Raw genomic sequence first — 23850 nt, forward strand, 5'->3', positions numbered from 1 at the left:
CATCGGGGCCCACGCGGCCGGCGTGCCGGCCACGTCGATCAGGGCGTGCGCCATGCGGGCGAGGGTAGCCAGGGCGAGGGCGCCCGTCGACCGATTTCGCCCGACGGCCGGGACGGTGGCGGCGGTCAGACGGGCAGGTCGACGGTGCGCCCCTCGGTGCGGGCCCGCTCGGCGGCCGCCAGCACCGCCACCACCTCGCGGCCGAACCGGACGTCACAGCGGTGGTCCCGGGTGCCCGCGTCGACCTCCTCCAGCAGCTGGTCGATCGCCGTGCCGTACGCCTGCAGCGCGCTCCCGTCGCCGGGCGGGACGGTCTCGGTGCCGTTCTCGCCGAAGAAGACGAAATCCCGGGTCACCGCCTCGGCCGGCGCCTCCAGGGTGAGCGAGAGTGAGCTGGTGGCGCCGCCGTCGTGGGTGAGCAGCAGGTGCACCAGGCCGCTCGGGCCGTCCATCGCGGCGACCCGGGTGACCCGGCCGAGCACCGGCAGGATCAGCGACAAAGCGTGCGGCCCGATGTCCCACAGCGCGCCCCGGTCCCGCCGCCACTGCGAGTTCCCGTACGGGTTCCCCGGCTGGTAGATGGACGCGAACATGGTGGCCCGGGCGTGCTGCCAGCCGCCGGCCGCCGCGGTGGCGGCGAGGAAGCCGGTGACGTTCGGGTGGAACCGCTGGGTGAAGAAGACCACCGAGGCCACTCCGGACGCCTGCGCGGCGGCGACCACCCGGTCTGCCTCCGCGAGGCTCAGCGCCAGCGGCTTGTCCAGCAGCAGGTGCCGCCCGACGGTGGCGGCCCGGACGGCGATCTCGGCCTGGACGTCCGGCGGCAGCGCGACGGCGATCGCGTCGCAGGCGCCGAGCAGCGCGTCCACGTCGTCGAAGGCCGGTACGCCGTGCCGATCGGCCAGCGCCGCGACCTTCGCCGGGTCCCGGCCCCAGATCCCGGCCAGCTCGGCCCGCGGGTGCGCGTCGATGGCCGCGGCGTGCGTCTCCGCCGCCCAGTGACCGGTGCCGAACAAGCCGAACCGCACCACGGGTCCCCCTGCCCTCGTCGTCCGCCACGGCGTACCCCCGTGGCCGTGATCCACGCTAGTCGTCCGGCGGAGTCGGCGGGCCCCCGACCGGATGGGAGAGCCGGGCGACGGTGGTTACTACGACGCTTAGTAGTCTGTGCCGGTGACTCGGACTGCGCCGGGAGGGCGCCGATGACCAGCGCCGCGGCGGCCGGCTCGCCGGTGGACGGGATCCTCGCGACGGCCGCGATCGTGCTGTCGCTCGTTGTCGCGGCCTGGGCGCTGGTGGCCGCGCTGCGCCACCGGGCGCCGGACCGGCTCCAGTTCGTCGGCCTGGCCGTGCTGGAGGTGGCGCTGCTCGCGCTCGCCGTGCTGGCGCTGGTGGCGCTCGGCGGCGGTGAGCGGCCGGGCGAGCCGGGCGCGTTCTTCGGCTACCTGGTGACGCTGGTCTGCCTGCCGCCGCTGGCCTGGGTGCTGGCCCGGATGGAGCCGACCCGCTGGGGCTCGGCGATCGTCTGCGCGGTCTGCCTGGTCACCCCGGTGGTCGTGGTCCGGTTGCAGCAGACCTGGGAGGTCGTCGGTGGCTGAGACCCAGGTGCCCGAGCGCACCACCAACCGGGGGCCGGGGCGGCTGCTGATCGCCGTCTACATCCTCTTCGCCATCGCCGCGACCTCGCGGGCGGGCCTGCAGATCGCCACCAAGTTCGACCAGGCGCCGGTGGCGTACCTGCTCTCCGCGGTGGCCGCGCTGATCTACATCGTGGCCGCGGTCGGGCTGGCCCGGGCCGGGCACGCCGGCCGCCGGGTCGCGCTGGCCTGCTGCTCGGTGGAGCTGGTCGGGGTGGTCGCGGTCGGCGTCCTCAGCCTGGCCGACCGGGCACTCTTCCCGGACGAGACGGTCTGGTCGGGGTTCGGCAGCGGCTACGGCTACATCCCGCTGGTCCTGCCGATCCTCGGCCTGTACTGGCTCTGGCGCACCCGCCCCGACGCGTCCCGCCCCTGATCGGGCGGGACGCCTCGGAGGGTCAGTCCTTGGGACCGCCGGCGACGTAGATGACCTGGCCGGAGACGAACGACGCGCCCTCGCTGACCAGGAACGAGATGGTGTGCGCGACGTCCTCCGGCCGGCCGGTGCGGCGGACCGGGATCTCGGCGGCGGCATGCTGCTGCAGCGCCGCGAAGTCGACCCTCATCCGGGCCGCGGTGGCCGCGGTCATGTCGGTGACGATGAAACCGGGCGCGACCGCGTTGACGGTCACCCCGAACGGGCCCAGCTCGATGGCGAGGGTCTTGGTGAAGCCCTGCAGGCCCGCCTTGGCCGCGGCGTAGTTCGCCTGGCCCCGGTTGCCCAGGGCCGAGGTGCTGGAGAGGTTGACGATCCGGCCCCACTTCCGCTCGACCATGTGCTTCTGGGCCGCCTGACTGAACAGGAACGCCCCCCGCAGGTGCACGCCCAGCACCGTGTCCCAGTCGGCGTCGGTCATCTTGAACAGCAGGTTGTCCCGAAGCACCCCGGCGTTGTTGACCAGTACGGTCGGCGCCCCCAGCTCGGCGGCGACCCGCTCGACGGCGGCCTCCACCTGGGCCCGGTCGGAGACGTCGGCGCCCACCCCCAGCGCCCGGCCGCCGGCGGCGACGATGGCGTCCACCGTCTCCTTGGTCGCCGACTCCTCGATGTCGACCACGGCGACGGTCATGCCGTCGGCGGCCAGCCGACGGGCGGTGGCCGCGCCGATGCCGCGCGCGGCTCCGGTCACGATGGCGACGCGGGGCTCCTCCGACATGATTACCTCCCGGTAACTTGGGCTCGATCGAAGGAGCCTAACCCAGGGGTACGCGGCGCGGTCCGGCCGTCACAGGCCCCTGCCGCGGCAGATCCGGATCCACCGGTAGCCGTAGCCGGCGAGCTTGAGCCGGTCCAGCTTGCCGACCTCCTCGTAGTTGCGGTCGGCGAGCACGTCGATCGGCAGGTCCGCCTCGGGGGCGAGCATGCTCAGGTCGACCTCGACGTCCTCGGTGCCGAGGTTGTGCAGGAACACCATGGTCCCGGTCGAACCGTCGGCGCGGTGCGCGAGCACCCCGGGTGGCATCGGCACGTCGATGTGCGTGGTGCTGCCCGAGCCGATCTCGGGAGCCTCCCGGAGGGTGCGGATCATCCGCTCGAACCAGCCCAGCAGCGACCTCGGATCCCTGCGCTGGGCGGTCACGTTGACCTTCTGGTAGCCGTACTCGCCCTTGTCGACCACCGGGCGGACCAGCTTCTCCGGGTCGGCCGTGGAGAAGCCGGCGTTCTCCTTGTACGACCACTGCATCGGGGTACGGATCGCCTCCCGGCCGGGCAGCGACAGGTCCTCGCCCATGCCGATCTCCTCGCCGTAGCGCAGCACCGGCGTGCCGCGCAGCGAGAACTGGAGCGCGTACGCCAACTCGATGCGCCGCCGGTCGTTGCCGAGCATCGGGGCGAGGCGGCGGCGGATGCCTCGGCCGTAGAGGCGCATGTCCTCGTCGGGGCCGAACTGCTCGTACACCTGGTTGCGCTGCTCGGCGGTGAGTCGGGACAGGTCGATCTCGTCGTGGTTGCGCAGGAAGGTCGCCCACTGCCCGCCCTCGGGCAGCGCCGGGGTGTCCCGCAGCGCCTCGATAACCGGCTCCGGGTCCTGCCGGGCCAGGGCGAGCATCAGCCGACCGTTGAGCATGAAGTCGAAGAGCATGTGGATCCGGTTGGCCGAGCCGCCGCTGTCCCCGAAGTACGTCGGCAGCTGGTCGGGCTCGACGTTCGCCTCGGCCAGCAGGATCGCGTCGCCCCGCCGCCACTGCACGTGCTGGCGCAGCTCGGTGAGGAAGTCCATGTCCTTGGGCGAGTCCGGGTTGCCCGGCTCGGTCAGCTCGATGATGAACGGGACGGCGTCCATCCGGAACCCGGAGACGCCGAGCTGGAGCCAGAACGACACGATCTTCTTGATCTCGGCGCGGACCTCCGGGTTGGCGATGTTGAGGTCCGGCTGGAACTTGTAGAACCGGTGGTAGTACCAGGCCTTGGCGGTCCGGTCGTAGCTCCACGTCTCGTTCTGCTCACCCGGGAAGACCATGCCCTGGTAGCGGTCCGGCGGCTCCTTGTCGGACCAGACGTACCAGTCCCGGTACGGCGAGTCGGGCGACGAGCGCGCGGACTGGAACCAGGGATGTTCGTCCGAGGTGTGGTTGACCACCAGGTCGATGATCACCTGGATGCCCCGGTTCTGCGCCTGGTGCAGCAGTTCGGCGAAGTCGCCCAGGGTGCCCAGGCCCGGGTCCACGTTGTAGAAGTCGGTGACGTCGTAGCCGCCGTCCCGGCGCGGGGACGGGTGGATCGGGTGCAGCCAGAGGCAGGTCACGCCGAGCCGGGCCAGGTAGTCCAGGCGGCCGAGGAGGCCCCGGATGTCGCCCACCCCGTCGCCGTTGGAGTCCGCGAACGTGTCGATGTCGAGGCAGTAGACGACCGCCTCCTGATACCACCTGTCGCCCATGCCCGGCTTACTTCTCCGCTCCGCCGGTCCGGCAAACCCGGGTCCCGCCGGGCTCGCCCCGCCGGTACGGTGCCGGCATGAGCGCCGACACCCACCCCGTCGACTGGTCCGCCGGCACCTGGCTGAATCCGCCCGTCCGGACCGCGGAGTCGGCCGACGGGCTGCTGGTCGAGCCACGCGCGGGCAGCGACTTCTGGCGGCGGACCAGCTACGGATTCGTGCACGACGACGGCCCGGCGCTGCTCGCACCGTTCCCGGTGGACAGTGCGGTGGAGGTGAGCTTCCGGCTCGACTACGCCGCGCAGTTCGACCAGGCGGGGGTGCTGGTCCGGGTGGACGAGCGGCGGTGGACCAAGGCGGGAGTGGAGGTCAGCGACGGCCAGCCGCAGGTCGGCGCGGTGGTCACCGACGAGCGGTCGGACTGGTCCGTCGCCCCGGTGCCGGAGTGGTCGGGGCGGGAGGTGACGGTCCGGGTCAGCCGGGCCGGGGACGCGCTGACCGTACGGGCCCGGGTCGCGCGGGAGCCGTGGCGGCTGGTCCGGGTGGCCCCGCTGGACCCGGTGGCCGAGGCATCGGCCGGGCCGTACTGCTGCTCGCCGAGCCGGGGCGGCCTGGTGGTCCGCTTCACCGGATGGCGGCGGGGCCCGGCGGACGTCGCCCTACACCCGGCGGGCTGAGCCCGGCCGCCGGTGGGGCGGGTCACCGGCAGGTGTGACGGGCGGCCGCCGGGGTACCAACCTCGGATCCCCCGGCACCCGGCGAAAGGACGGCGATGGCTCTCGCCCGGAACGTCGACCCGAACCAGTTCACCGGGCTGACCGGGTGGGTGGCGGGCGTGCTCGACGCGATGGGCGCGCTGGGGGTGGCGCTGCTGGTCGCCCTGGAGAACGTCGTCCCGCCGATCCCGAGCGAGATCGTGCTGGCGATGGCCGGTTACCTCTGCGCCGAGGGCCGGTTCAACGTGGTGCTGATCGTGCTCGCCGCGACCGCCGGTTCGCTGCTCGGCGCGGTGCTGCTGTACTGGCTCGGCGCGGCGCTCGGCGAGGAACGGCTGAAGCGCTGGTTGGACCACGTCCCGCTGGTGGACCGGGCCGACCTGGAGAAGGCCGACCGCTGGTTCGAGCGGTACGGCAGGTGGGCGGTGCTGGTCGGCCGGCTGGTGCCGGTGGTGCGCAGCCTGGTGTCCGTGCCGGCCGGGGCCAACCGGCTGCCGCTGGGCGAGTTCCTGCTGCTCACCACGCTGGGCAGCGGGGTCTGGAACGCCTTGATCGTCGGGCTCGGCTTCGCCCTCGGCTCCCGCTGGGAGCAGGTCGACCGGTACAGCGGCTGGTTCAACTACGCGATCTCCGCGATCTTCTGCATCATGATCGCGAGCTGGGCGACGAAGCGGATCCGTCGTCGCCGCCGCCGCGCGCGGCGCGGCCGGCAGTCGGTGACCGCCGGCCGCTGACCGCGGCTCAGTACCTCGCGGTGATCGAGGTGAACTCCCAGGTGTTCTGGGCGATGCCGGAGCAGTTGGAGACCACGCCGCCGCCCGGGCAGGCCCGGTCGCGGTTCACCGACCAGAAGGTGAACCGGGACAGCCCGCGGGCCTTGGCCCAGTCCCGGATCTGCGTCCAGGTGGCCGGGGAGGTCAGCTCCTGCTGGTCGGAGAGGCCGTTCATGCCGGAGATGCCCATGTGGGCGTACGCGGTGGCGTCGGACCAGCCGAACGCCGTCTTCAGCGTGTTCTTCAGCCCCTCGGCCGCGTTGACCGTGTTCTGGTACATGTTCGCCCCGCCGCCGAAGTCGAACGGCATGATCGTGAAGGTGTCGATGTTGGCACCGAGCGCGGCGGCCTGGTTGATCAGGCGGGTGCCCCACCAGGACGGCCCGGAGGTGGTGGTGCCGAAGGTGACGATCGTCTTGATGCCGGGGTTGTTCTGCTTGACGATCTTCAGGGCGCCGAGGATCCGGTCCTGCACCACCTCGTTCTCGAACTCGTCGCTGTTCTCGATGTCGATGTCGATCGCCTTCAGCCCGTACGCGTTGATCACCTGCTGGTACGCGCCGGCCAGCGCGCTGGCCGAGGAGCAGTTCGGGCCGAGCTTGTTGCCGCTCCACCCGCCGAAGGACGGGATGACGTCACCGCCGGCCGCCCGGATCGCGGCGATGGTGCTGGCGTGCGTGCCGCCGGTGAGCGGGCCGTTGCCGTCCCAGGCCGGTGTGCAGCCGCCCCCGGAGAGCACGAACGCGATGGTGAACCACTTGATCCCGGTCGCGCCCATCACCGTCGATGGGGCGGGCGGGTCACCCCAGCCCGGGTAGAGGTAGGGCGCGGCGGCCATCGCGCCGCCCCCGCCGGTGCATCCGGTGGTGCTGGCCGACACGGCCGCCGACTTCGCCGACTCCCCGTTGGCGTTGTAGGCGGTCACCGTGTAGCTGTGCGCCGAGCAGGCGGCCAGGCCGGAGACGGTGGCCGAGGTGCCGGTGACGGTGGCCTTCACGCTGGTGCCCTCGTACACCCGGTAGCCGGTGACCGTGCCGGAGACAGCGTTCCAGGCCAGCGAGACCGACGTGTTGGTGGTGCCGGTGACCCGCAGGCCGCCCGGTGTGGCCGGGGCTCCCGGGTTGCCGCCGCCACCGGTGCACGGACCGCCGTTGACGGTGCAGTTGGTCGGGTCGCCGTTGCCGTTGACGTTGAAGCCGAAGGTGGTGCTGGCCCCCGGGGCGAGGGTGCCGTTCCAGGACTGGTTGACGGCGGTGACGTGCTGGCCGGAGGTGGTCAGCAGGGCGTCCCAGAACGCGCCGACGGTGCTGCCGGCGGGCAGGTCGAACTGGACGTTCCACGAGGAGATGCTGGCCGAACTGTCGTTCTTGACGGTGAACTTCGCCTCGTACCCGCTGCCCCAGCTGGTGACGCGGACGAAGGCGGCGGTGGCGGCGGAGGCGGGTGGCGCGGCCACGATGGTGGCCGCTACCAGAGCGGCGGCGAGCGCGGCGGCGAACGTCGCCGCCCGGGCGGAACGGAGTCTCACGGCGTCCTCCAGGGACCGTTGTGGTGGAGGGTGGCCGGCCTGCGCGGACCGGCGTGGAGGGTATCCATGACCGTCGACGTCTGCGCTCATTATTAAGACTGTTAACTGTTTCTGTCCAGAGGAAATCCAGGGCGTCCGGAGGGGCCCCGTCCGATGCGTGCGGCGCGCGGACGGGGCCCCCGCTTCCGATCAGCGGCGGAAGGTGAACCAGTTGACGTTGACGAAGTCGGCGGGCTGGCCGCTGCTGAACGTCAGGTAGACGGTGTGCCGGCCGGTCACCGCGCCGACGTTGCCCGGCACCGAGCGCCAGCTCTGCCAGCCGCCGGTGTTGGCGACCGCGAAGCTGCCGATCGGCGCGCTGGTCGGGCTGTCCACCCGGACCTCGACGAGTCCGCTGACCCCGGCCGGCGCGCCGGAGGCGACCCGGGCCACGAAGTCCCGCGGCGGCGTGGCGCCGAAGTCCACGTTGTCGTAGCGAGCCCAGTCACCGTTGCTCAGCCAGCCGATGTCCTGACCGCCCTCGGCGCACGCCTCCACCTGCACCCCGTTCTGGGCGTTGAACGCCTCGGCCTGGATGGTCGAGTACGCGTCCACCGTGCCGCCCGGCGGCGGGGTGGTCGGTGGCGGGTTGCCACCGCCCCGGGTGTAGACGGCCACGTAGTCGACCAGCATCGGCCGGCCGGAGACGGTGGCCGAGGTGGGCGTGGCGTAGCCCGCCACCCCGTTCGGGAAGCCGCCCCCCATCGCCACGTTGAGCAGCAGGAAGTAGCCGCCGTGGTTGGTCATCTGCCCCCAGTACGGTTCGCCGACCTGGGCCTGGGTGACGGTGTGGAAGAGTTGGCCGTCGACGTACCAGCGGAGCTGCTGGGGGCTGGCCGAGGCGTCCCACTCGAAGCGGTACGTGTGGAACGCCGACTGGCAGGTGCTGCCCGGGCAGGCCCGGGAGCCGCCGATGCCGTTGAACTCGTTGCACGGCCCGCCGGGGGCGACGCCGCAGTGCAGCACCCCCCAGACCGAGTTGATCCCGTTGACGTTCTCCATCACGTCGAACTCGCCGACACCCGGCCAGTTCTGGTAGTTGCCCCGGTAGGGCGAGCCGAGGGCCCAGAACGCGGGCCAGTAGCCGGCCGCCTCCGCGCCGGTGACGTTCGGCATCTGGATCCGCCCCTCCAGGGCGAGGACTCCCCCGGCCGGCGGCTTGAAGTTGGTCCGGACCGTCTCGATCCGGGCCGAGGTCCACCGGCCGGCGCCGTCCCTGAGCGGGGTGATCCGCAGGTTGCCGGCGCCGTCCTGGCTGAGGTTGGCGGTGTTCGAGGTGTAGGTCTGGATCTCGCCGGTGCCCCAGTTGGCCGGACCGCCGGGGTAGCTGGTGCCGGTGTCGATGATCCAGTTGGCGGAGGAGGGCAGGGTGCCGGCCGCACCGGTGAAGTCGTCGCTCCACACCAGGCTCCAGCCGGACGGGGGCGGCGGGACGGCGGCCTGGGCGGTCAGCGAGACGGTGGCCAGCGCGGTGGTGGTGGTGAGCACGGCCGCCGCCAGGGCGAGCCGTCGGCGCGACGGGCGCACGGCGGAGGGGGCGGCGGACGCCGCCGGGACTGGGTTCATCGGGGTGCCTCTCTGCGGGGACGGGTGCCAGAGAGCGCTCTCTGAGTGCGATTTCTACGCGCCCGTCCCCGCATTTGTCAATGCATGTCGATGCCTACCGGCTAATGCACGTCGATGCCTGCCGGCTGCGGCCGGCGCAGCACGGCCTGCTCCAGGGCGGTCCAGCCGGTGGTGGTGACCAGGTAGAGCACCGCAGCCAGTGGCACCACCAGCGCCACCAGCACCGTCGTGTAGGGCAGCAACGGCAGCAACCGACCCAGCACGGCGGCACCGGGCCCCTCGGTGGGCGTACCGGCGACCGTGGCCGCCCGCCGGGCCCGCCGCGAGGACCACCAGGCCAGCGCGAGCAGCGCCGCCAGCAGCACCCCGAAGACCGCCACCACCGGAGCGGAGAGCCCGTCCCCGAGGTGCCAGCCCAGGGGTACGCCGGCCAGTCGCTCGTGGAGCAACGTGGTGCTGCCGTCGCCGGTGGCGAAGAGGCGGTACATCACCAGGAAGAACGGCGCCTGCAACAGCGCCGGGAGGCAGCCCGCGACCGGGCTGGCCCCGGCCTGCCGGTAGAGCGCGAAGAGTTCGCTCTGCAGGCGGGCGGGGTCGTCGGCGTACCGCCGCTGGAGGTCACGGACCTCGGGGGCGAGCGCCGCGCGGCGCCGCTCCCCGCGGACCTGCGCCACGGTGAGCGGCGAGATCAACAGCCGGACCCCGATGGTGAACAGGACGATCGCGGCGGCCGTGGCGGCCCCGCCGGTCAGCGGGACCAGCGTGTCGGCGAGCCAGGTGACGACGGTGGCGGCGGCGGACGCCGCGGTGTGCAGTGGTGCGAAGGCGAGCATGGGGAACCCCTCGGTCCGATTCCGGATGCCCCGACGGGACGACGCGTCCCGGCGGGACGGATGACGACGGAACCGGCCGCGTGGCGGATTTCGTGGCCCGCGCCGGTGTCCCGACGCGGTGACGCGCTACGCGGCCGAGGGGCGCAGGCCGGGCGCGCGGGGTCGGGGCCGCCCGGGAGCGTCCGGGTCGACCTGGCGGGGCACCCGGCGGTGCCGGGCGCGGGCCCGCAGGGCGGTGGCGTGCCGTCCGCCGAGCCGGTCGGGCAGCACCCCGACCCGCGCGGCGAGCAGAACGGCCAGCAGCAGCGCGGCGGCCACCGCCGCACCGGCGAGCAACGCCGCCGGCCGGTCCGCGAGCACGGTGAGCTGGGCGAGCGCGTACGCCCACGCCCCCGTCACCGCCACCAGAATCCCCCGCACGCCGACCACCCTAGAACCCGGTGTCACGCCCCCCGGCCGAGCCGCCGGCCACCCGGCGCGACCCACGCCCCGGCAGGTCGGCGAAATGGCGGCATCCCACCGGCCCGACCCCACCATGTCGGCGAAGTGGTGGAGCGGTCCCGGCATGCCCCGGCGGGTCAGGAGGATTCGCGGACCAGGGGGAAGGGGAGGGTCTCCCGGATGGAGCGGCCGGTCAGCAGCATGACCAGCCGGTCCACGCCGAGGCCGAGCCCGCCGGTGGGCGGCATGGCGTACTCCAGCGCGGTGAGGAAGTCCTCGTCCAGCTCCATCGCCTCCGGGTCGCCGCCCGCCGCCTTCAGCGACTGCTCGGTGAGCCGGCGGCGCTGCTCGGTCGGGTCCACCAGCTCGGTGTACGCCGTACCCAGCTCCAGCCCGAACGCCACCAGATCCCACCGCTCGGCCAGCCGCGGGTCGTGCCGGTGCTGCCGGGTCAGCGGGGACACCTCGGTCGGGAAGTCCAGGTAGAACGTGGGCCGCTCGGTGCGCGCCTCGACCAGCCGCTCGTAGAGCTCCAGCAGCACCGCGCCGCGCCCCCAGCGCGGGTCGTACGACACCCCGGCGGAGTCGCAGAGCTTGCGCAGGCCGGCCAGGTCGGTGTCGGCGGTGACCTCCTCGCCCAGCGCGGCGGAGATCGCCTCGTTGACCGTCCGCACCGGCCACTCGCCGCCGATGTCCACCGGTTCGCCGCTGCCGGGCGGGCGGACCACCGGCGTGCCGTGCACCGCCACCGCCGCCGCCACGATCAACTCCCGGGCCAGCTCCCGCATCACGTGGTAGTCGGCGTACGCCTGATACGCCTCCAGCACGGTGAACTCCGGGTTGTGGCTGTGGTCGACGCCCTCGTTGCGGAACGCCCGACCCAGCTCGTACACCCGCTCGACGCCGCCCACGGCCAGCCGCTTCAGGTACAGCTCGGGCGCGATCCGCAGGCTCAGCCGCAGGTCGTACGCGTTGCTGTGAGTGACGAACGGGCGGGCGTTGGCCCCGCCGTGCACCCGCTGGAGGATCGGCGTCTCCACCTCCAGGAAGCCCCGCCCGGCCAGTGTGGAACGCAGGGCGTGCAGGGTGGTGCCGCGGGCCCGCAGCAGGCCCCTCGCCTCGGGGTTGATGGCGAGGTCGAGGTAGCGCTGCCGGACCCGGGCCTCCGGGTCGGCCAGCCCGTGGTGCTTGTCCGGCAGCGGCCGCAGGCACTTGGCGGTGAGCCGCCAGTCGGCGACCCGCACCGACACCTCGCCGTGCCGGGTGGCGTACACCTCGCCGGTGGCCCCGACGTGGTCGCCGATGTCGACGGTGTCCCGCCACCGGTCCAGGTCGTGCTCGAGCATGAGCTGGAGGTCGCCGCTGCCGTCCCGGACCGTGGCGAAGAGCACCCCGCCGTGGTCGCGGACCAGCATCACCCGGCCGGCCACCGCCACCGTCTCCCCGGTCCCGGTGTCCGGCGCCAGCCCGGCGTGCCGCTCCCGCACCGCCGCGCAGCTCACTGTGCGGGGATAGCCCACCGGGTACGGGTCGATCCCCTCGGCACGCAGCCGGTCGAGCTTGGCCACGCGTACCCGGACCTGCTCCGGCTGCTGCACCGGGGTCGGCTCCGGCGGGACGGCCCGGACCGTCGCGGCGGCCGGCGGCACGAAGCGGACGGCGCCACCGGCCGCCGGCACCCCGTACAGCGGGGTGGGCCGGCCGCCGGGCAGGGCGAGGAAGCCCTCGGCGGCCACCGCGGCGAGACCCACCCGGGCCAGTTCCCGGCGCTCCCCGAAGCAGAGGTAGCGGGGCGTCCAGTGCGGCTGGTACTTGGCGTTCGACAGGTAGAGCGACTCCAGCTGCCACCAGCGGGAGAAGAAGAGCAACGTACGCCGCCAGAGCTGGATGACCGGGCCGGCGCCGATCCGCGCGCCCTGCTCGAACGCCGACCGGAACGCCGCGAAGTTCAGCGACACCCGCTCGACGCCGAGGCGCGGGCCCGCCTCCAGCAGCGCGGCCACCATGAACTCGATGACCCCGTTCTCGGCGGTGCGGTCCCGGCGCATCAGGTCCAGCGACAGCCCGTGCGCGCCCCACGGGCTCAGCGACAGCAGCGCTCGCACCCGGCCGCTGCCGTCCCGGGCCTCGGCCAGCACGGAGTCGCCGTCCGCCGGGTCGCCGAGCCGGCCCAGCGCCATCGAGAAGCCCCGCTCGTGCTCGGTGTGCCGCCAGGTGGTGGCCAGGCGCGCCAGCCGGGCCAGCTCCTCCGGAGGGATCTCCGCGTGCCGGCGTACCTGGGCGGTGTAGCCGGCCCGCTCCACCCGGTGCACCGCCTGGCGGACCGGGCGCATGTCGCGCCCGTTGAGGTCGAACTCGCGGGTCAGCAGGATCGCCTCGTCGCCCAGCTGCAGCACCTTGAGGCCGTGCCGCTGGTACGCCCGCGCCCCGGCCTCGCTGGCGCCGATCACCGCCGGGGTCCAGGCGTACTCACGGGCCTGGCCGAGCCACGCCTCGATGACCGGGCCCCACGCCTCCGGATCGCCGACCGGGTCCGCGCTGGCCAGGCTGACCCCGTTGACCACCCGGTAGGTGATCGCCGCCTTGCCGCTGGGCGAGAAGAGCGCCGCCTTGTCCCGCCGGGTGGCGAAGTAGCCGAGCGAGTCCCGCTCGCCGTACCGGGCGAGCAGCTCGCGGATCCGCTCCTCCTCGTCGGGGTGCAGCACCGCGTTCGCCCGCTGGGAGCGGACCAGGGTGAACAGGCCGGCGACGAAGGAGATCGCGCCGAACCCGCCGAGCAGCAGGTTGACCCAGCCGGGGGCCTGGCCCTTCCGGGTCACGTCGACCATGACCGCGCCACCGAAGACCTTCTCGACCGCGTACCCGAGCCGGTCCGACCAGGTGTGCAGGCTGCCCGGCTCGAGCAGGAGCAGCAGGTAGCCGAGCCCGACGGAGACCGCCGCCAGGCCGAGGAGGACGCCGAGGGCCCGCCAGACGCTGCCGCTGCGCACCTTGGCGTAGAACTCCCGCCGGGCGGCGAGCAGCAGGGCGAGCGCGCTGGCGGCGAAGGCCAGGCCGACCCACACCCCGAACGTCTCCAGGGCGCCGAAGATCCGCTCACCCGCGTCGTTGGTGAGGTCGTTGCTGCCCACGGTCAGCAGCAGCCTCCCGGCCACCAGGCTGAACGTCAGGGTGAGGCTGAAGTACGCGACCAGCACCCAGTACGCGAGCCGCTTGCGGCGCAGCACCGCGGAGGCCAGGGTGCCGAGGAAGACGGCGTACGCCAGGTTGGCCGGCGCGGGCACCAGCAGGGCGTCGATCGCGGTGCGGACCGGCTGGATGCCGGTGCGGAAGGCACTGCTCACCGCGGCGAGCGCGCAGACCACCGCGACCACCCAGAGCAAGGTGGCGAAGCCCCGCGGCACCTGGCCGCGCCAGTCCCGGCCGGCGTGCCGGGCGTCGGTCACCGTCCGCGACGTGCTGCTCGGGGTCAACGTGGCCTCCCTCGCTGCCGGCGATGGGCGTCGAGCGGCCTCATCGTAGGCCCCCGAACCCGTTCTCCCGCGCCGCCCACGGCGGCCAGCCAGGCCGGGGATGCGCGCAGATTCCCGAAAACAGCGCCCATTCCGCCGGTCAAGGCCACGCTTCCGGGGAGAGCGGCCGCACCCGCCGACGCGCACCCCGCGACACGCCGGAGGGTGCGTTTCCGGCCGCCGACACGCTGGGTAACAGGGCGTCGACGGCGCGGCGCCAGGCCGCGGCCGGACGGATGGGCGGTGGTGGCGATGGGTGGGTCGGTGGCGGAACGGGAACGGAGCACCGCCCCGGGCGGGACCGACCTGCTGACGGTCGGCGTCGAGGAGGAATTCCTGCTCGTCGACCCGCACACCGGCGCTGCCGTGCCCGCCGTCGACCTGGTCATGGAGCAGGTGCCGCCGGAGCTGCGCGGCCAGGTGGAACGGGAGTTCCAGACCAGCCAGATCGAGATCGGCAGCCCGCCCGGGCTGGAGCTGTCCTCCGTCCGGCACTCCCTCGGAGTGCTCCGCGCAGAACTGGCCGACGCCGCCGAGCGGGCCGGCGTACGGCTGCTCGCCATCGGCACCGGGCCGGTGGACGGGCCGGTGCCGCCGGTGGTGGACAAGCCCCGCTTCGACCGGATGGTCGAGCGGTTCCAGCTGCTGGTGCCCGGCCCCGGCAACAACGGCATGCACGTGCACGTCGGCATCCCCGACCCGGAGGCCGGGGTGCAGGTGCTCAACCACGTCCGCCCCTGGCTGCCGATCCTGCACGCGGTGACCGCCAACTCCCCGTTCGCCAGGGGCGCGGACACCGGGTACGCGAGCTGGCGCTCGGTCGAGTGGGAACGCTGGCCGTCGGTGGCGCCCACCCCGTACCTGGACTCGCACGAGCACTACGAGCGGCTGATCCGGCAGCTCATCGCCAGTGGCGTGATGCTGGACGAGGGGATGCTCTACTGGTACGCCCGGCTGTCCGCGAAGTATCCGACGGTGGAGCTGCGGATCGGCGACGTCTGCCCGTCGGTGGACGACGCGGTGCTGGTCGCCGCCCTGGTGCGGGCCCTGGTGGCGACCGCGCTGGCGGCGGTCGCCGAAGGACGGCCGGCCATCCGCACCGACCACCACCTGCTGGTCGCCGCGCACTGGCGGGCTGCCCACGACGGGCTGGAGGGCGACGGCGTCGACCTGACCGACGGCGAGCTGCGCCCGGCCTGGGAACTGCTGGACCGGCTCGTCGACCGGGTCCGCCCGGAGCTGGCGCGGCACGGGGACCTCGACCAGGTGACCGAACTGCTGGGCGGGCTGCGCCGGCGCGGCAGCGGCGCGGCGCGGCAGCGGGCGGTGTTCGCGCGTACCGGTCAGTTGGTCGACGTGGTGGCGGACGTGGCCCGGCAGACCCGGGGCTGACCGGCCCCGCCTCGGATCTTCGCGTGACAGGATTGGCCCGTGGCGGAACGGCTGATCGTCGTCGGCGGGGACGCGGCCGGGATGGCGGCCGCCTCCCAGGCCCGACGCCGTCGCGACGGGGCCGACCTGGAGATCGTCGCCTTCGAGCGCGGCCACTTCACCTCATACTCCGCCTGCGGCATCCCGTACTGGATCAGCGGGCTGGTGCCGGACCGGGACGCGCTCATCGCCCGCGATGCGGTCACCTTCCGCGAGCAGTTCGACATCGACGTGCGGCTACGGCACGAGGTCACCGCCATCGACCTGGACCGCCGCGAGGTGGTCGCCCGCGACCTGGACGGCGGCGGCGAGGTCCGCGCGGGTTTCGACAGCCTGGTGTACGCCACCGGCGCAGTTCCGGTGCAGCCCGAATGGGCGCGCGGCGGCATCGCCGGGGTCTTCGGCGTGCAGACCCTCGACGACAGCGCGGCCCTGCTGGACTGGCTGGACCGCGAGCCGCGGCCCCGGCGCGCGGTGGTGGTCGGCGGCGGCTACATCGGCGTGGAGATGGCCGAGGCGCTGCTCCAGCACGGGCTCTCGGTCGACCTGGTCGAGCAGGGCGCCCAGCCGATGTCCACGGTGGACCCCGACATGGGCGAGCTGGTCGTCGCCGCCCTGCGCAAGGTGGGCATCGGCATCCGTAGCGGCCTGACGGTCACCGGCCTGCAGGAGCGGGACGGGCGGATCGCCGCGGTGGTCACCGCCGAGGGGCCGATCCCGGCCGACGTCGTCGTGCTGGGTCTCGGCGTACGCCCGAACACGGCCCTCGCCGCAGCGGCCGGCCTGCCGCTCGGCCCGACCGGCGGGATCCGCACCGACCTGCGGATGCGGGTGCCCGGGGTGCCGGGCGTCTGGGCCGCCGGCGACTGCGTGGAGACCCTGCACCGGGTCAGCGGCCTGCCGGTGCACATCCCGCTGGGCACCCACGCCAACAAGCAGGGCCGGGTCGCCGGGATCAACATCGGCGGCGGGTACGCGACCTTCCCCGGCGTGGTCGGCACGGCGGTGACCAAGGTCTGCGACCTGGAGGTGGGGCGGACCGGCCTGCGGGAGCCGGACGCCGCCGCGGCCGGGTTCGAGTTCGTCACGGTACGGGCCGAGTCGACCAACCGGGCCGGCTACTATCCCGGCGCCCGCCCCATGACGGTGAAGCTGATCGCCGAGCGGCCCGGCGGCCGGCTGCTCGGGGCGCAGATCGTCGGCTGGTCCGAGGCGGCCAAGCGGATCGACGCGCTGGCCGTGGCGTTGTGGAACGGCATGACGGTGGACGAGATGACCGCGCTGGACCTCGGCTACGCCCCGCCGTTCGCGCCGGTCTGGGATCCGGTCCTGATCGCCGCCCGCCGGGCCGTCGACGCCCTCTCCCGCGCCGAACGGTAGGGCGGCTGTCGGTTTCGGGTGCAGTTGTTGTCGTCCCAGCGACAACAACTGCACCCAAAGTCGGCTCTGATCGTCAGATGCGGCTGCCGAGGGACGACGCGTCGGGGTTGGAGTGGCTGCTGTTCGAGCAGTCGGGGATCGTCACCTGGGCGCAGGCGACGGCGGAGCTGACCCCGGCCACCGTGCGACACCTGCTGGCCAGCGGGCGCTGGCAACGGGTGTGTCGCGGCCTGCTCCGCGCGGCGCCCGGCGGCCCGTTCAGCCAGGACGAACAGTGGTGGGTCGCGGTGCTGGCCGCGGGCGAGGGGGCGGTACTCGCCGGGCTGGCCGCCGCCCGGGCCGGCGGCCTGCGCGGGACCTGGCGGTACGAGGTGGTGGACGTCCTGGTGCCCCATCAGCGGCGCGCCACCGACCTGCTGCGCCGGCTCCCGCCGGGCCTGCCAGCCGTACGGGCGCGCCGGGTCCGCCAACTCCCGGACGCCGACCGGCAGCGGGGTCGGCCGGACCGGACCAGCATGGCCAGGTCCCTGGTGGACGCGGCGCAGTGGGCGCGTACCGACGACGAGGCGCAGGAGATCCTCGCGGCCGGCTGCCAGCAGCGGCGGGTCACCCCGGCGGAGGTCGGCGCGGTGGTGGACCGGCTGCCGCGCGCCCGGCGCCGGAGCCTGATCCGGGAGACGTTGCGCGACGTGGCCGGCGGTGCGGAGGCGCTCTCGGAGATCGATCTGGTGCGGCTCTGCCGCCGGCACGGCCTGCCGATGCCGGACGGGCAGGAGCGCCGGCGGGACGCCGAAGGCCGGATCCGCTACCTGGACGCGTACTGGCGGCGCTGGCGGCCGCACGTCGAGGTGGACGGCGCGCACCACATGGACGCCCGGCACTGGGCGGCGGACCTGCGCCGGCAGAACCGGGTCTGGATCGAGGGCGACCGGATTCTCCGCTTCACCGCGTTCGACGTCCGCCGCCGCCCGGAGGAGGTCGCCGCACAGCTGCGCGCCGCGCTGTCCGCCGCGGGCTGGCGTCCGTGATCCGCTTCGGGTGCAGTTGTTGTCGTCCCAGCGACAACAACTGCACCCAGTTTCTTGTCGGGGGGCGCGGTTAGCGTGTGCGCGCTGTCGCAGTGCCGGGTCCGGCGCCTTTTCCCCTCGGAGGCATCCCATGTCGCAGGAGACGACCTACCTCGAACTGTCCGAAGTGGACGGAGGAGCGCACAAGTTCTACGAGGTCGTGGTGGCGGACACCGCGATGACCGTGCGCTACGGCCGGATCGGCGACCAGGGCCAGGTGAAGACGACCACCTTCCCGGACAACGCCCGGGCCCGGGCCGCCGCCGCGAAGAAGATCGGCGAGAAGGTCCGCAAGGGGTACGCCCCGGCGGTGCCGGGCGTACGCCAGAAGCGGGCGGTCTCCCGCCGGCAGATCGTGAGCACCCGCTCCACCGCCCGCACCGCCCCGGTCCTCTGGCGGTACGACTCGGGCGCGCCCGCGTTCGGCATCTTCATCGACGGGCAGAGCTGCATGGTGGGCAACGAGCGCGGGGTGATCACCACCCTGGGTCACGACGCCCGGGTGCTGAACCAGGTCCGGCTCCCCGACGGGGTGAAGTGCATCGTCGCCGACGACGCCTGGATCTACGCGGGTTGCGACGACGGCAACGTCTACGACCTCTCCGGCAAGGTGCCCCGGGTGGCGTACGCGATCGCCCCGGACATCGACATCTACTGGCTGGACATCCACGACGGCGTGCTGGGCGTCTCCGACCGCGAGGGCGGCATCGCCGCGATCGACCACGAGGACGAGTTCCTCTGGCGCCGGCCGGGGCGGGGCCGGTCCGCCTGGATGGTGCGCTGTGACACCGACGCGCTCTATCACGGCCACTCGCAGGGGGTTACCGGCTACGACTGGCGTACCGGACGGGAGCTGTGGCACACCCGGACCGGGGCGGTGCTCTTCGGCTGGCAGGAGCGGGACAGCGTGTTCGCCGGCACCGGCACCCGCGAGGTGGTGCGGCTGCGCAAGGACGGGCGCGCCGAGCGGACGTACCGGTGCGACGCCGCGGTCTTCTCCTGCGCCACCGCCGAAGGTGGCCGGTACGTCTTCGCCGGCGACAGCGCGTCCTCGATCTACTGCTTCGACGCGGCCGGCAACCGGCTGTGGAAGCTCGGCACCGGCTGCGGCTCGGCGTACTCGATGCAGTACCACGAGGAGCGGCTCTACGTGGTCACCACCAGCGGCTACCTGGCCTGCATCGACGCCAGCGAGCCTGCGATCCGGGCCGCCGAGGCGGGCAGCGTGCCCGAGGTGGTCGACGTGAAGGCCCCGACCCGGCTGCCCGAGCCGGCCGCCTGGACCACGGTGGAGGTCACCACCGACGACCGGGCCGGCGTGGTCGTGGAGTGCGTCGAGGCAAGTGGCCGGCTGCGCATCTACGTGCTGTCGGACGGCTACCGCCGGGACTGGTCGGTGCAGTTCCCCAAGGGCATCCGGGAGCCGGGCGCCCGCTACCTGGTCACCGACGTGCGGGAGGCCGGTCGGGGCGGGTTCTACCGGGCGTACGGCGACATCCGCCGCCTCCGCTGAGGACTCCGGTCCGGGGGCGGGGCGGGACCGCTCCCGGACCGGTCAGCGGCAGGTCCAACGCACCGCCCGCCTCCGCCCTGCCAGCCCGTCCCGGAATCGGTTGTACGCGACCCGCCGACGTGGTCCAGGATGGCCGGATGGCCGGGCACCTGGAGATCCCCGAGGGCCTGGGCTGGGTCCGGCGGCTGCCGGCGGGCCGGGCCTGGCTGGCCGAGCTGCCGGACCTGCTGGCCGAGTGCGTACGGCGGTGGGAGCTGCGGGTCGGGCCGCCCTACCCGTACGCGTTCGCCTCGCTGGCGATGCCGGCGGAGCTGCCCGACGGCACCGCGGCGGTGCTGAAGCTCCAGTACCCGGACGCGGACAGTGCGCACGAGGCGACCGCGCTGGCCCGCTGGGCCGGTGCCGGCGCGATCCGGCTGCTCGCCCACGACCCGCCACGGCGGGCGCTGCTGGTGGAGCGCTGCGTGCCCGGCACCCCGCTGCACGAGCTGCCCCTCGATGCGGCGCTGGACGTGGTGGTCGAACTGCTCCCCCGGCTCGGCGGGCCGGCCGGCCCGCCGTTCACCCCGCTCGCCGAGGAGGCGGCCGGCTGGGCGGAGCAGCTACCGGCGAACTGGGAGCGGGCCAACCGCCCGTACGAGCGGCGGCTGCTGGACGCGGCGCTCGGGCTGCTCGCCGACCTGGTGCCCAGTCAGGGCGAGCAGGTGCTGGTCAACCAGGACCTGCACGCCGGCAACGTGCTCCGGGCGACCCGGGAACCGTGGTTGGTCATCGACCCGAAGCCGCTGGCCGGCGAGCGGGAGTTCGCACCGGTGCCGATGGTGCGCGGCGCGGAGCTGGGGCACTCGCCCGAGGCGGTCCGCTATCGGCTGGACCGGCTCAGCGCCGAGCTGGGCCTCGACCGGGAGCGGGTCCGGGGCTGGACGATCGTGCACACCACGGCCTGGAGCATCGGCGGGGATCAGGTCTTCCCGAATCAGGTCGAGGTGGTCCGCTGGCTGCTCGGCGAGGGGTGACCGACCCCGGGGAGGGGTCGGTCACACCGCGAGGCCCGGCGCTCAGGCCGGGTACGGCGCCGCCTCCCGTGCCGTCCGCAGCGCCCCGGCCCACCAGGCGAGCTGGTCCAGCAGGGTCTTGGCGTATCCGGAAGCCTGGGGATCCAGCGGCCGGCCGTCCGCCCATCCCGTGAAGTAGTTCGGGAAGGCCAGGCCGTCGCGGATCGTCACCGCGTGCAGTTCGGTGAGGACGTTCTCCAGGTGCAGCACGGCGTGCCGGCCGCCGGCGGCCCCGCCGTAGCTGACGAAGGCGACCGGCTTGGCCGTCCACTGGGTGAAGTGCCAGTCGATGGCCGCCTTCAGGGCGGCGGGGTAGCTGTGGTTGTACTCAGAGGTGACCAGGATGACGGCGTCCGCGTCCGCGAGCCGGGTGGTCAGGGGCGCCATCCCCGCCGGGCGCGGGTACGCGTCGCCGGCGAACTTCGGTGACATCGCCGGCAACGACAGCGGGATCTCGATCTCCGCGAGGTCGACGACATCCACGTCGAACCCGCCGTGCTCGCGCGCCCGCTCGGCGACCCAGGACGCGACGACCGGCCCGAACCGGCCCTCGCGGACGCTTCCCACGACAATGACCAACTTGTGCTTCTCGCTCATGCGATCCACGGTCCGCCGTCGCGGCGACGGTAACCAGACCGGGCGCAGGCTGGCCCCCGTAGGGCCACGCTACGACGGCCGCGGCTGCCGGGAGCCGCCCTAGACTCTCGATCCATGAGTACGCCGTTGGGCGACTTCGTGCGGGCGAAGCGCGACAGCATCCAGCCGGAGTCCTTCGGTCTGCCCGATCATGGCCGGCGCCGCTCCCCCGGCCTGCGTCGCTCGGACCTGGCCACCCGTGCCGGGATCAGCGTGGAGTACCTCACCCGGATCGAACAGGGACGGGACCGCAACCCGTCCCCCGCCGTGGTGAACGCGCTCGCGGACGCCCTGAGCCTGGATGCCGGGGAGCGCCACCACCTGCGCTACCTCGCGAAGATCACCGGCGGAGCCTGCTCCGCGCACCGGCGACCGTCGCCACCCAACCGCGAGATCCGGCCCACCGTGCGGGAGACCCTCCGACTGCTCGAACCCGGCGCCGCGTTCGTCACCAACCGCCTTGGCGACGTGCTCGCGTACACGAGCGGGTTCGAGCTGGTCATGCGCGAGAGCGGGCTGCTCGACACCGAGTCGCCGAACCTGACGCGCTACGTGTTCACCGACCCACGCGCCCGGGCGTTCTTCCCCGACTGGGACCAGGTGGCCGACGAGCAGGCCTTCGACCTGTGGCTCGGGCCGTCCGCCGAGACATCCGAGTGGTTCAAGGCCGAGCTCGCCCCCGTCGCCGGGCAGGAGTTCACCCGACGACTCAACCACCACCTGCCCCCGCCGCAGGTCCCGCTGCGGCTCGACCATCCCACCGCGCGCGAGCTGCGCTGGCACCGGGAGCGGCTGGAGCTGCCCAGCATCGACGCGCAGCAGTTGGTCGTCCTCCTCCCCGCCGACGGGACGACGGCGGAGGCCGTCGAGCGGCTCCGGCACCAGACCCGCGTCCTTCGCGCGGTCGGTTGACGCAGCCGGCGGGCGGGGGACGCGGCCGGGAATCGTCGGGCGGCAGCACCCGGGGCGGCCTGGACACCGGACCCGGCGTCAGCCGGCCTGGCAGGTGGGGCACCAGTAGAGGTTGCGGCCGGCCAGCTCGCCCCGGCTGATCCCGGCACCGCAGACGTGGCAGGGCGCGCCGGGGCGGCGGTAGACGTACACCTCCCCGCCGTGCCGGTCGACGCGGGGCGCACGGCCCATCGCCTCCGGCAGGTGCTCGTCCCGCACGGTGTCGATCCGGCCCCGCTCGACGGCGAGGGTCATCAGCGCCCCCAGGTCGGCCCAGAGCTCCGCCGAGCCGGCCGGGGTGAGGTCCCGCCCGGGCAGGGTGGGCGGCAGCCCGGCGCGGAACAGCGCCTCGGTCACGAAGATCAGCCCGGTGCCGGCCACCACCGACTGGTCCAGCAGCAGCGCGGCGAGCGGGGTGGGGCTGCGCCGGATCCGCGCGTACGCCCGGTCGGGGTCGGCGTCGGCGCGCAGCGGGTCCGGGCCGAGCCGGTCGCGCAGGGCCGCCACCTCGGTCGGGGTGAGCAGCTCGCAGGCGGTCGGGCCGCGCAGGTCCAGCCAGTGCCGGTGGTCCTCGCCGGCTGGCGGGACGCCGATGTCGGCCAGGTCGAGGCCCACCTCGGCGCGTCTGCCGCCACGCCGCGAGCTGGCGCCGTCGTTGCTGAGTCGCAGCCGCACCTGCCCGACCGGGGGTGGCGGCTCGCCGGGCCCGTCGGCGAACTTGCCGTAGAGGCCGAGGTGCACGTGCAGGGTCAGCTCGCCGGCGTAGTGGTGCAGCAGGTGCTTGCCGTACGCCTCGGTGCCCTCGAGGACGGTGCCGGTGAGCCGGGCCGCGCCCTCGGCGAAGCGGCCCTGCGGGCTGGCGGCGTGCACCCGGTCGCCCGCGAAGAGCTCGGCGTGTCGGGCCGCCAGGCGGTGGATGGTGTGTCCCTCTGGCACGACGGCAACGGTAGCCCGGGGCGTGGGCGGCGCCGCTGGGGAGTCCGGCCACCCGTCGACGGGTGTCGAATTCCCGGCTGCCGGGTACGTCCTGCGTGTCACGCGTGGTCGCCACTGCGCATCACCCGGCCTCCACGCAGCAGATCAGGAGGTGTCGAAAATGAAGATTTTGTCCCACCGCAACGCGCCGGCGCGAGATGAGGACGTCAACGGCGACGGCGTCGTCGACGGCCGCCACACGGCCGCCACCGGCCGTCCGGTCGCTACCGAGGGACGGCGCACCGGGATCGACCCGGATCCGACCCTGGAGCGCACCGTCGACCTGGACCGGGACGGCCAGCCGGACCGGCCGTCGGCCCGCCCCGACGCCGAACCCCGGACGGCTCCCGTGGCCCTCGGGCCGAAGCCCCGGGCCAGCCTGCTGGCCACCCTCGGCCTGATCGCCTCCGTGGTCGGCGCGCTGTTCGTGCTGAGCGGCAGCCTCGCCGGATACGGCATCGGGCTCGGCGCGGTCGGCGCGGTGCTCGCCGTGCTCGGCCTGGTCGCCACCCGCCGGCGGCACGTGGCCGGTACGACCGACGCGCTGATCGGTGTGGTGGTCGGCCTCGCCGCCGTGGTGCTCGGCCTCGTCGCGCTGACCGGCCAGTTCGACTGGCCGACGACCGACGGCGAGTGGGTCGGCCGGTTCCGGGAGTGGCTTGATTCACAGTTTGCCGCGATGTTCTGACGGGCACTGATCGGCTCGCCTGGCGGTGCGCCGGCACGCCCGACCAGTCTGGTGGTTCGCCAGCCGGGCACATCCTCTTCGGGGGCGGCGATGGCCGCCCCCGAAGCGTGTCCGGGATGGCCGGGGAGGTCGACCACGGCGACGCCGGCCCGGGCGGGGCGTCGCGCCAGGCGGGCGGACCTGGCGATGGCCCGGCTGGACGAGGTCGAGACGTCCCGGCACCCGCAGGC

Annotated in this window: 20 protein-coding genes and 1 pseudogene; 11 read left to right on the plus strand and 10 right to left on the minus strand. The window is 73.8% G+C overall.

What is annotated here, in order from left to right; translation table 11 throughout:
• Positions 1-125 precede the first annotated feature (125 nt).
• Positions 126-1031 (minus strand): Gfo/Idh/MocA family protein, encoded by a 906-nt coding sequence (locus tag ACFYM6_RS23555; RefSeq protein WP_387278725.1) that lies wholly within the window; start codon positions 1029-1031, stop codon positions 126-128.
• Positions 1032-1202: 171 nt separating this feature from the next.
• On the opposite strand from ACFYM6_RS23555, the gene ACFYM6_RS23560 reads away from it, so the two are divergent.
• Entirely contained in the window at positions 1203-1598 is a 396-nt protein-coding gene (locus tag ACFYM6_RS23560) for a hypothetical protein (protein WP_357440058.1), read from the plus strand.
• Positions 1591-2063 (plus strand): annotated as a pseudogene (locus ACFYM6_RS23565) (hypothetical protein). The gene ACFYM6_RS23560 and the pseudogene ACFYM6_RS23565 overlap by 8 nt, the downstream one beginning before the upstream one ends.
• Here ACFYM6_RS23565 and fabG read toward each other — a convergent pair.
• Positions 2036-2794 (minus strand): 3-oxoacyl-ACP reductase FabG, encoded by a 759-nt coding sequence (fabG, locus tag ACFYM6_RS23570; protein ID WP_387278727.1) that lies wholly within the window; start codon positions 2792-2794, stop codon positions 2036-2038. The pseudogene ACFYM6_RS23565 and the gene fabG overlap by 28 nt on opposite strands.
• A 69-nt stretch (positions 2795-2863) precedes the next feature.
• Positions 2864-4516, minus strand: a complete 1653-nt coding sequence (locus ACFYM6_RS23575; RefSeq protein ID WP_357440050.1) for an alpha-amylase family protein — start codon at positions 4514-4516, stop codon at positions 2864-2866.
• A 77-nt stretch (positions 4517-4593) separates the two neighbouring features.
• On the opposite strand from ACFYM6_RS23575, the gene ACFYM6_RS23580 reads away from it, so the two are divergent.
• A complete protein-coding gene (locus ACFYM6_RS23580) occupies positions 4594-5193 on the plus strand; it encodes a DUF1349 domain-containing protein (RefSeq protein ID WP_387278729.1) in 600 nt (199 codons plus the stop codon).
• Between the two features lie 95 nt (positions 5194-5288).
• A complete protein-coding gene (locus ACFYM6_RS23585) occupies positions 5289-5966 on the plus strand; it encodes a DedA family protein (RefSeq protein ID WP_387278731.1) in 678 nt (225 codons plus the stop codon).
• Between the two features lie 7 nt (positions 5967-5973).
• Here ACFYM6_RS23585 and ACFYM6_RS23590 read toward each other — a convergent pair whose 3' ends face one another.
• The 5 genes from ACFYM6_RS23590 to lysX form a co-directional block, all read right to left on the minus strand.
• A complete protein-coding gene (locus ACFYM6_RS23590; protein WP_387278733.1) occupies positions 5974-7533 on the minus strand; it encodes a cellulose binding domain-containing protein in 1560 nt (519 codons plus the stop codon).
• A 189-nt stretch (positions 7534-7722) separates the two neighbouring features.
• Positions 7723-9138, minus strand: a complete 1416-nt coding sequence (locus ACFYM6_RS23595; RefSeq protein WP_387278735.1) for a carbohydrate-binding protein — start codon at positions 9136-9138, stop codon at positions 7723-7725.
• 101 nt (positions 9139-9239) lie between these two features.
• On the minus strand, positions 9240-9971 hold the full coding sequence (locus ACFYM6_RS23600; RefSeq protein WP_387278737.1) for a YidC/Oxa1 family membrane protein insertase: 732 nt from the start codon (positions 9969-9971) through the stop codon (positions 9240-9242).
• 126 nt (positions 9972-10097) lie between these two features.
• Positions 10098-10391 (minus strand): DUF6412 domain-containing protein, encoded by a 294-nt coding sequence (locus ACFYM6_RS23605; protein WP_387278739.1) that lies wholly within the window; start codon positions 10389-10391, stop codon positions 10098-10100.
• A 158-nt stretch (positions 10392-10549) separates the two neighbouring features.
• The gene (gene lysX, locus ACFYM6_RS23610) at positions 10550-13885 is read right to left on the minus strand and encodes a bifunctional lysylphosphatidylglycerol synthetase/lysine--tRNA ligase LysX (protein ID WP_387278741.1); all 3336 of its coding nucleotides are present in this window, start codon (positions 13883-13885) and stop codon (positions 10550-10552) included.
• Between the two features lie 291 nt (positions 13886-14176).
• Here lysX and ACFYM6_RS23615 point away from each other — a divergent pair, with 291 nt between their 5' ends.
• The 5 genes from ACFYM6_RS23615 (at position 14177) to ACFYM6_RS23635 (ending at position 20331) form a co-directional block, all read left to right on the plus strand.
• Positions 14177-15316 carry a glutamate--cysteine ligase gene (locus ACFYM6_RS23615; RefSeq protein WP_387278743.1) on the plus strand — a complete coding sequence of 380 codons (1140 nt, stop codon included), beginning with the start codon at positions 14177-14179 and terminating at the stop codon, positions 15314-15316.
• Positions 15317-15355: 39 nt separating this feature from the next.
• Entirely contained in the window at positions 15356-16735 is a 1380-nt protein-coding gene (locus tag ACFYM6_RS23620; RefSeq protein WP_387278745.1) for an FAD-dependent oxidoreductase, read from the plus strand.
• 77 nt (positions 16736-16812) lie between these two features.
• Entirely contained in the window at positions 16813-17763 is a 951-nt protein-coding gene (locus ACFYM6_RS23625; protein ID WP_387278747.1) for a hypothetical protein, read from the plus strand.
• Between the two features lie 130 nt (positions 17764-17893).
• On the plus strand, positions 17894-19315 hold the full coding sequence (locus tag ACFYM6_RS23630; RefSeq protein WP_387278749.1) for a WGR domain-containing protein: 1422 nt from the start codon (positions 17894-17896) through the stop codon (positions 19313-19315).
• Between the two features lie 137 nt (positions 19316-19452).
• Entirely contained in the window at positions 19453-20331 is an 879-nt protein-coding gene (locus tag ACFYM6_RS23635) for an aminoglycoside phosphotransferase family protein (protein WP_387278751.1), read from the plus strand.
• A 42-nt stretch (positions 20332-20373) separates the two neighbouring features.
• Here ACFYM6_RS23635 and ACFYM6_RS23640 read toward each other — a convergent pair whose 3' ends face one another.
• Positions 20374-20967 carry an NADPH-dependent FMN reductase gene (locus tag ACFYM6_RS23640; protein WP_387278753.1) on the minus strand — a complete coding sequence of 198 codons (594 nt, stop codon included), beginning with the start codon at positions 20965-20967 and terminating at the stop codon, positions 20374-20376.
• A 114-nt stretch (positions 20968-21081) separates the two neighbouring features.
• Here ACFYM6_RS23640 and ACFYM6_RS23645 point away from each other — a divergent pair, with 114 nt between their 5' ends.
• Positions 21082-21918: a helix-turn-helix domain-containing protein gene (locus ACFYM6_RS23645; RefSeq protein ID WP_387278755.1), complete on the plus strand. Its 837-nt coding sequence runs from the start codon at positions 21082-21084 to the stop codon at positions 21916-21918.
• 78 nt (positions 21919-21996) lie between these two features.
• On the opposite strand, the gene ACFYM6_RS23650 is transcribed toward ACFYM6_RS23645, so the two are convergent.
• A complete protein-coding gene (locus tag ACFYM6_RS23650; protein WP_387278757.1) occupies positions 21997-22893 on the minus strand; it encodes an Fpg/Nei family DNA glycosylase in 897 nt (298 codons plus the stop codon).
• A 160-nt stretch (positions 22894-23053) separates the two neighbouring features.
• Here ACFYM6_RS23650 and ACFYM6_RS23655 point away from each other — a divergent pair, with 160 nt between their 5' ends.
• Positions 23054-23620: a hypothetical protein gene (locus ACFYM6_RS23655; RefSeq protein WP_387278759.1), complete on the plus strand. Its 567-nt coding sequence runs from the start codon at positions 23054-23056 to the stop codon at positions 23618-23620.
• The last annotated feature ends 230 nt before the right edge of the window (positions 23621-23850 follow it).

This window comes from Micromonospora sp. NPDC006431 (assembly GCF_042870725.1).
Classification (GTDB): Bacteria; Actinomycetota; Actinomycetes; order Mycobacteriales; family Micromonosporaceae; genus Micromonospora.

Bases quoted from the DNA above. Each gene is read 5' to 3' on its own strand.
- ACFYM6_RS23630 (WP_387278749.1), top strand. From the start codon at position 17,894: ATGTCGCAGGAGACGACCTACCTCGAACTGTCCGAAGTGGACGGAGGA.
- ACFYM6_RS23580 (WP_387278729.1), top strand. From the start codon at position 4,594: ATGAGCGCCGACACCCACCCCGTCGACTGGTCCGCCGGCACCTGGCTG.
- ACFYM6_RS23560 (WP_357440058.1), top strand. From the start codon at position 1,203: ATGACCAGCGCCGCGGCGGCCGGCTCGCCGGTGGACGGGATCCTCGCG.
- ACFYM6_RS23655 (WP_387278759.1), top strand. From the start codon at position 23,054: ATGAAGATTTTGTCCCACCGCAACGCGCCGGCGCGAGATGAGGACGTC.
- ACFYM6_RS23625 (WP_387278747.1), top strand. From the start codon at position 16,813: ATGCGGCTGCCGAGGGACGACGCGTCGGGGTTGGAGTGGCTGCTGTTC.
- ACFYM6_RS23575 (WP_357440050.1), bottom strand. From the start codon at position 4,516: ATGGGCGACAGGTGGTATCAGGAGGCGGTCGTCTACTGCCTCGACATC.
- fabG (WP_387278727.1), bottom strand. From the start codon at position 2,794: ATGTCGGAGGAGCCCCGCGTCGCCATCGTGACCGGAGCCGCGCGCGGC.
- ACFYM6_RS23595 (WP_387278735.1), bottom strand. From the start codon at position 9,138: ATGAACCCAGTCCCGGCGGCGTCCGCCGCCCCCTCCGCCGTGCGCCCG.
- ACFYM6_RS23615 (WP_387278743.1), top strand. From the start codon at position 14,177: ATGGGTGGGTCGGTGGCGGAACGGGAACGGAGCACCGCCCCGGGCGGG.
- ACFYM6_RS23635 (WP_387278751.1), top strand. From the start codon at position 19,453: ATGGCCGGGCACCTGGAGATCCCCGAGGGCCTGGGCTGGGTCCGGCGG.
- ACFYM6_RS23600 (WP_387278737.1), bottom strand. From the start codon at position 9,971: ATGCTCGCCTTCGCACCACTGCACACCGCGGCGTCCGCCGCCGCCACC.
- ACFYM6_RS23640 (WP_387278753.1), bottom strand. From the start codon at position 20,967: ATGAGCGAGAAGCACAAGTTGGTCATTGTCGTGGGAAGCGTCCGCGAG.
- ACFYM6_RS23645 (WP_387278755.1), top strand. From the start codon at position 21,082: ATGAGTACGCCGTTGGGCGACTTCGTGCGGGCGAAGCGCGACAGCATC.
- ACFYM6_RS23585 (WP_387278731.1), top strand. From the start codon at position 5,289: ATGGCTCTCGCCCGGAACGTCGACCCGAACCAGTTCACCGGGCTGACC.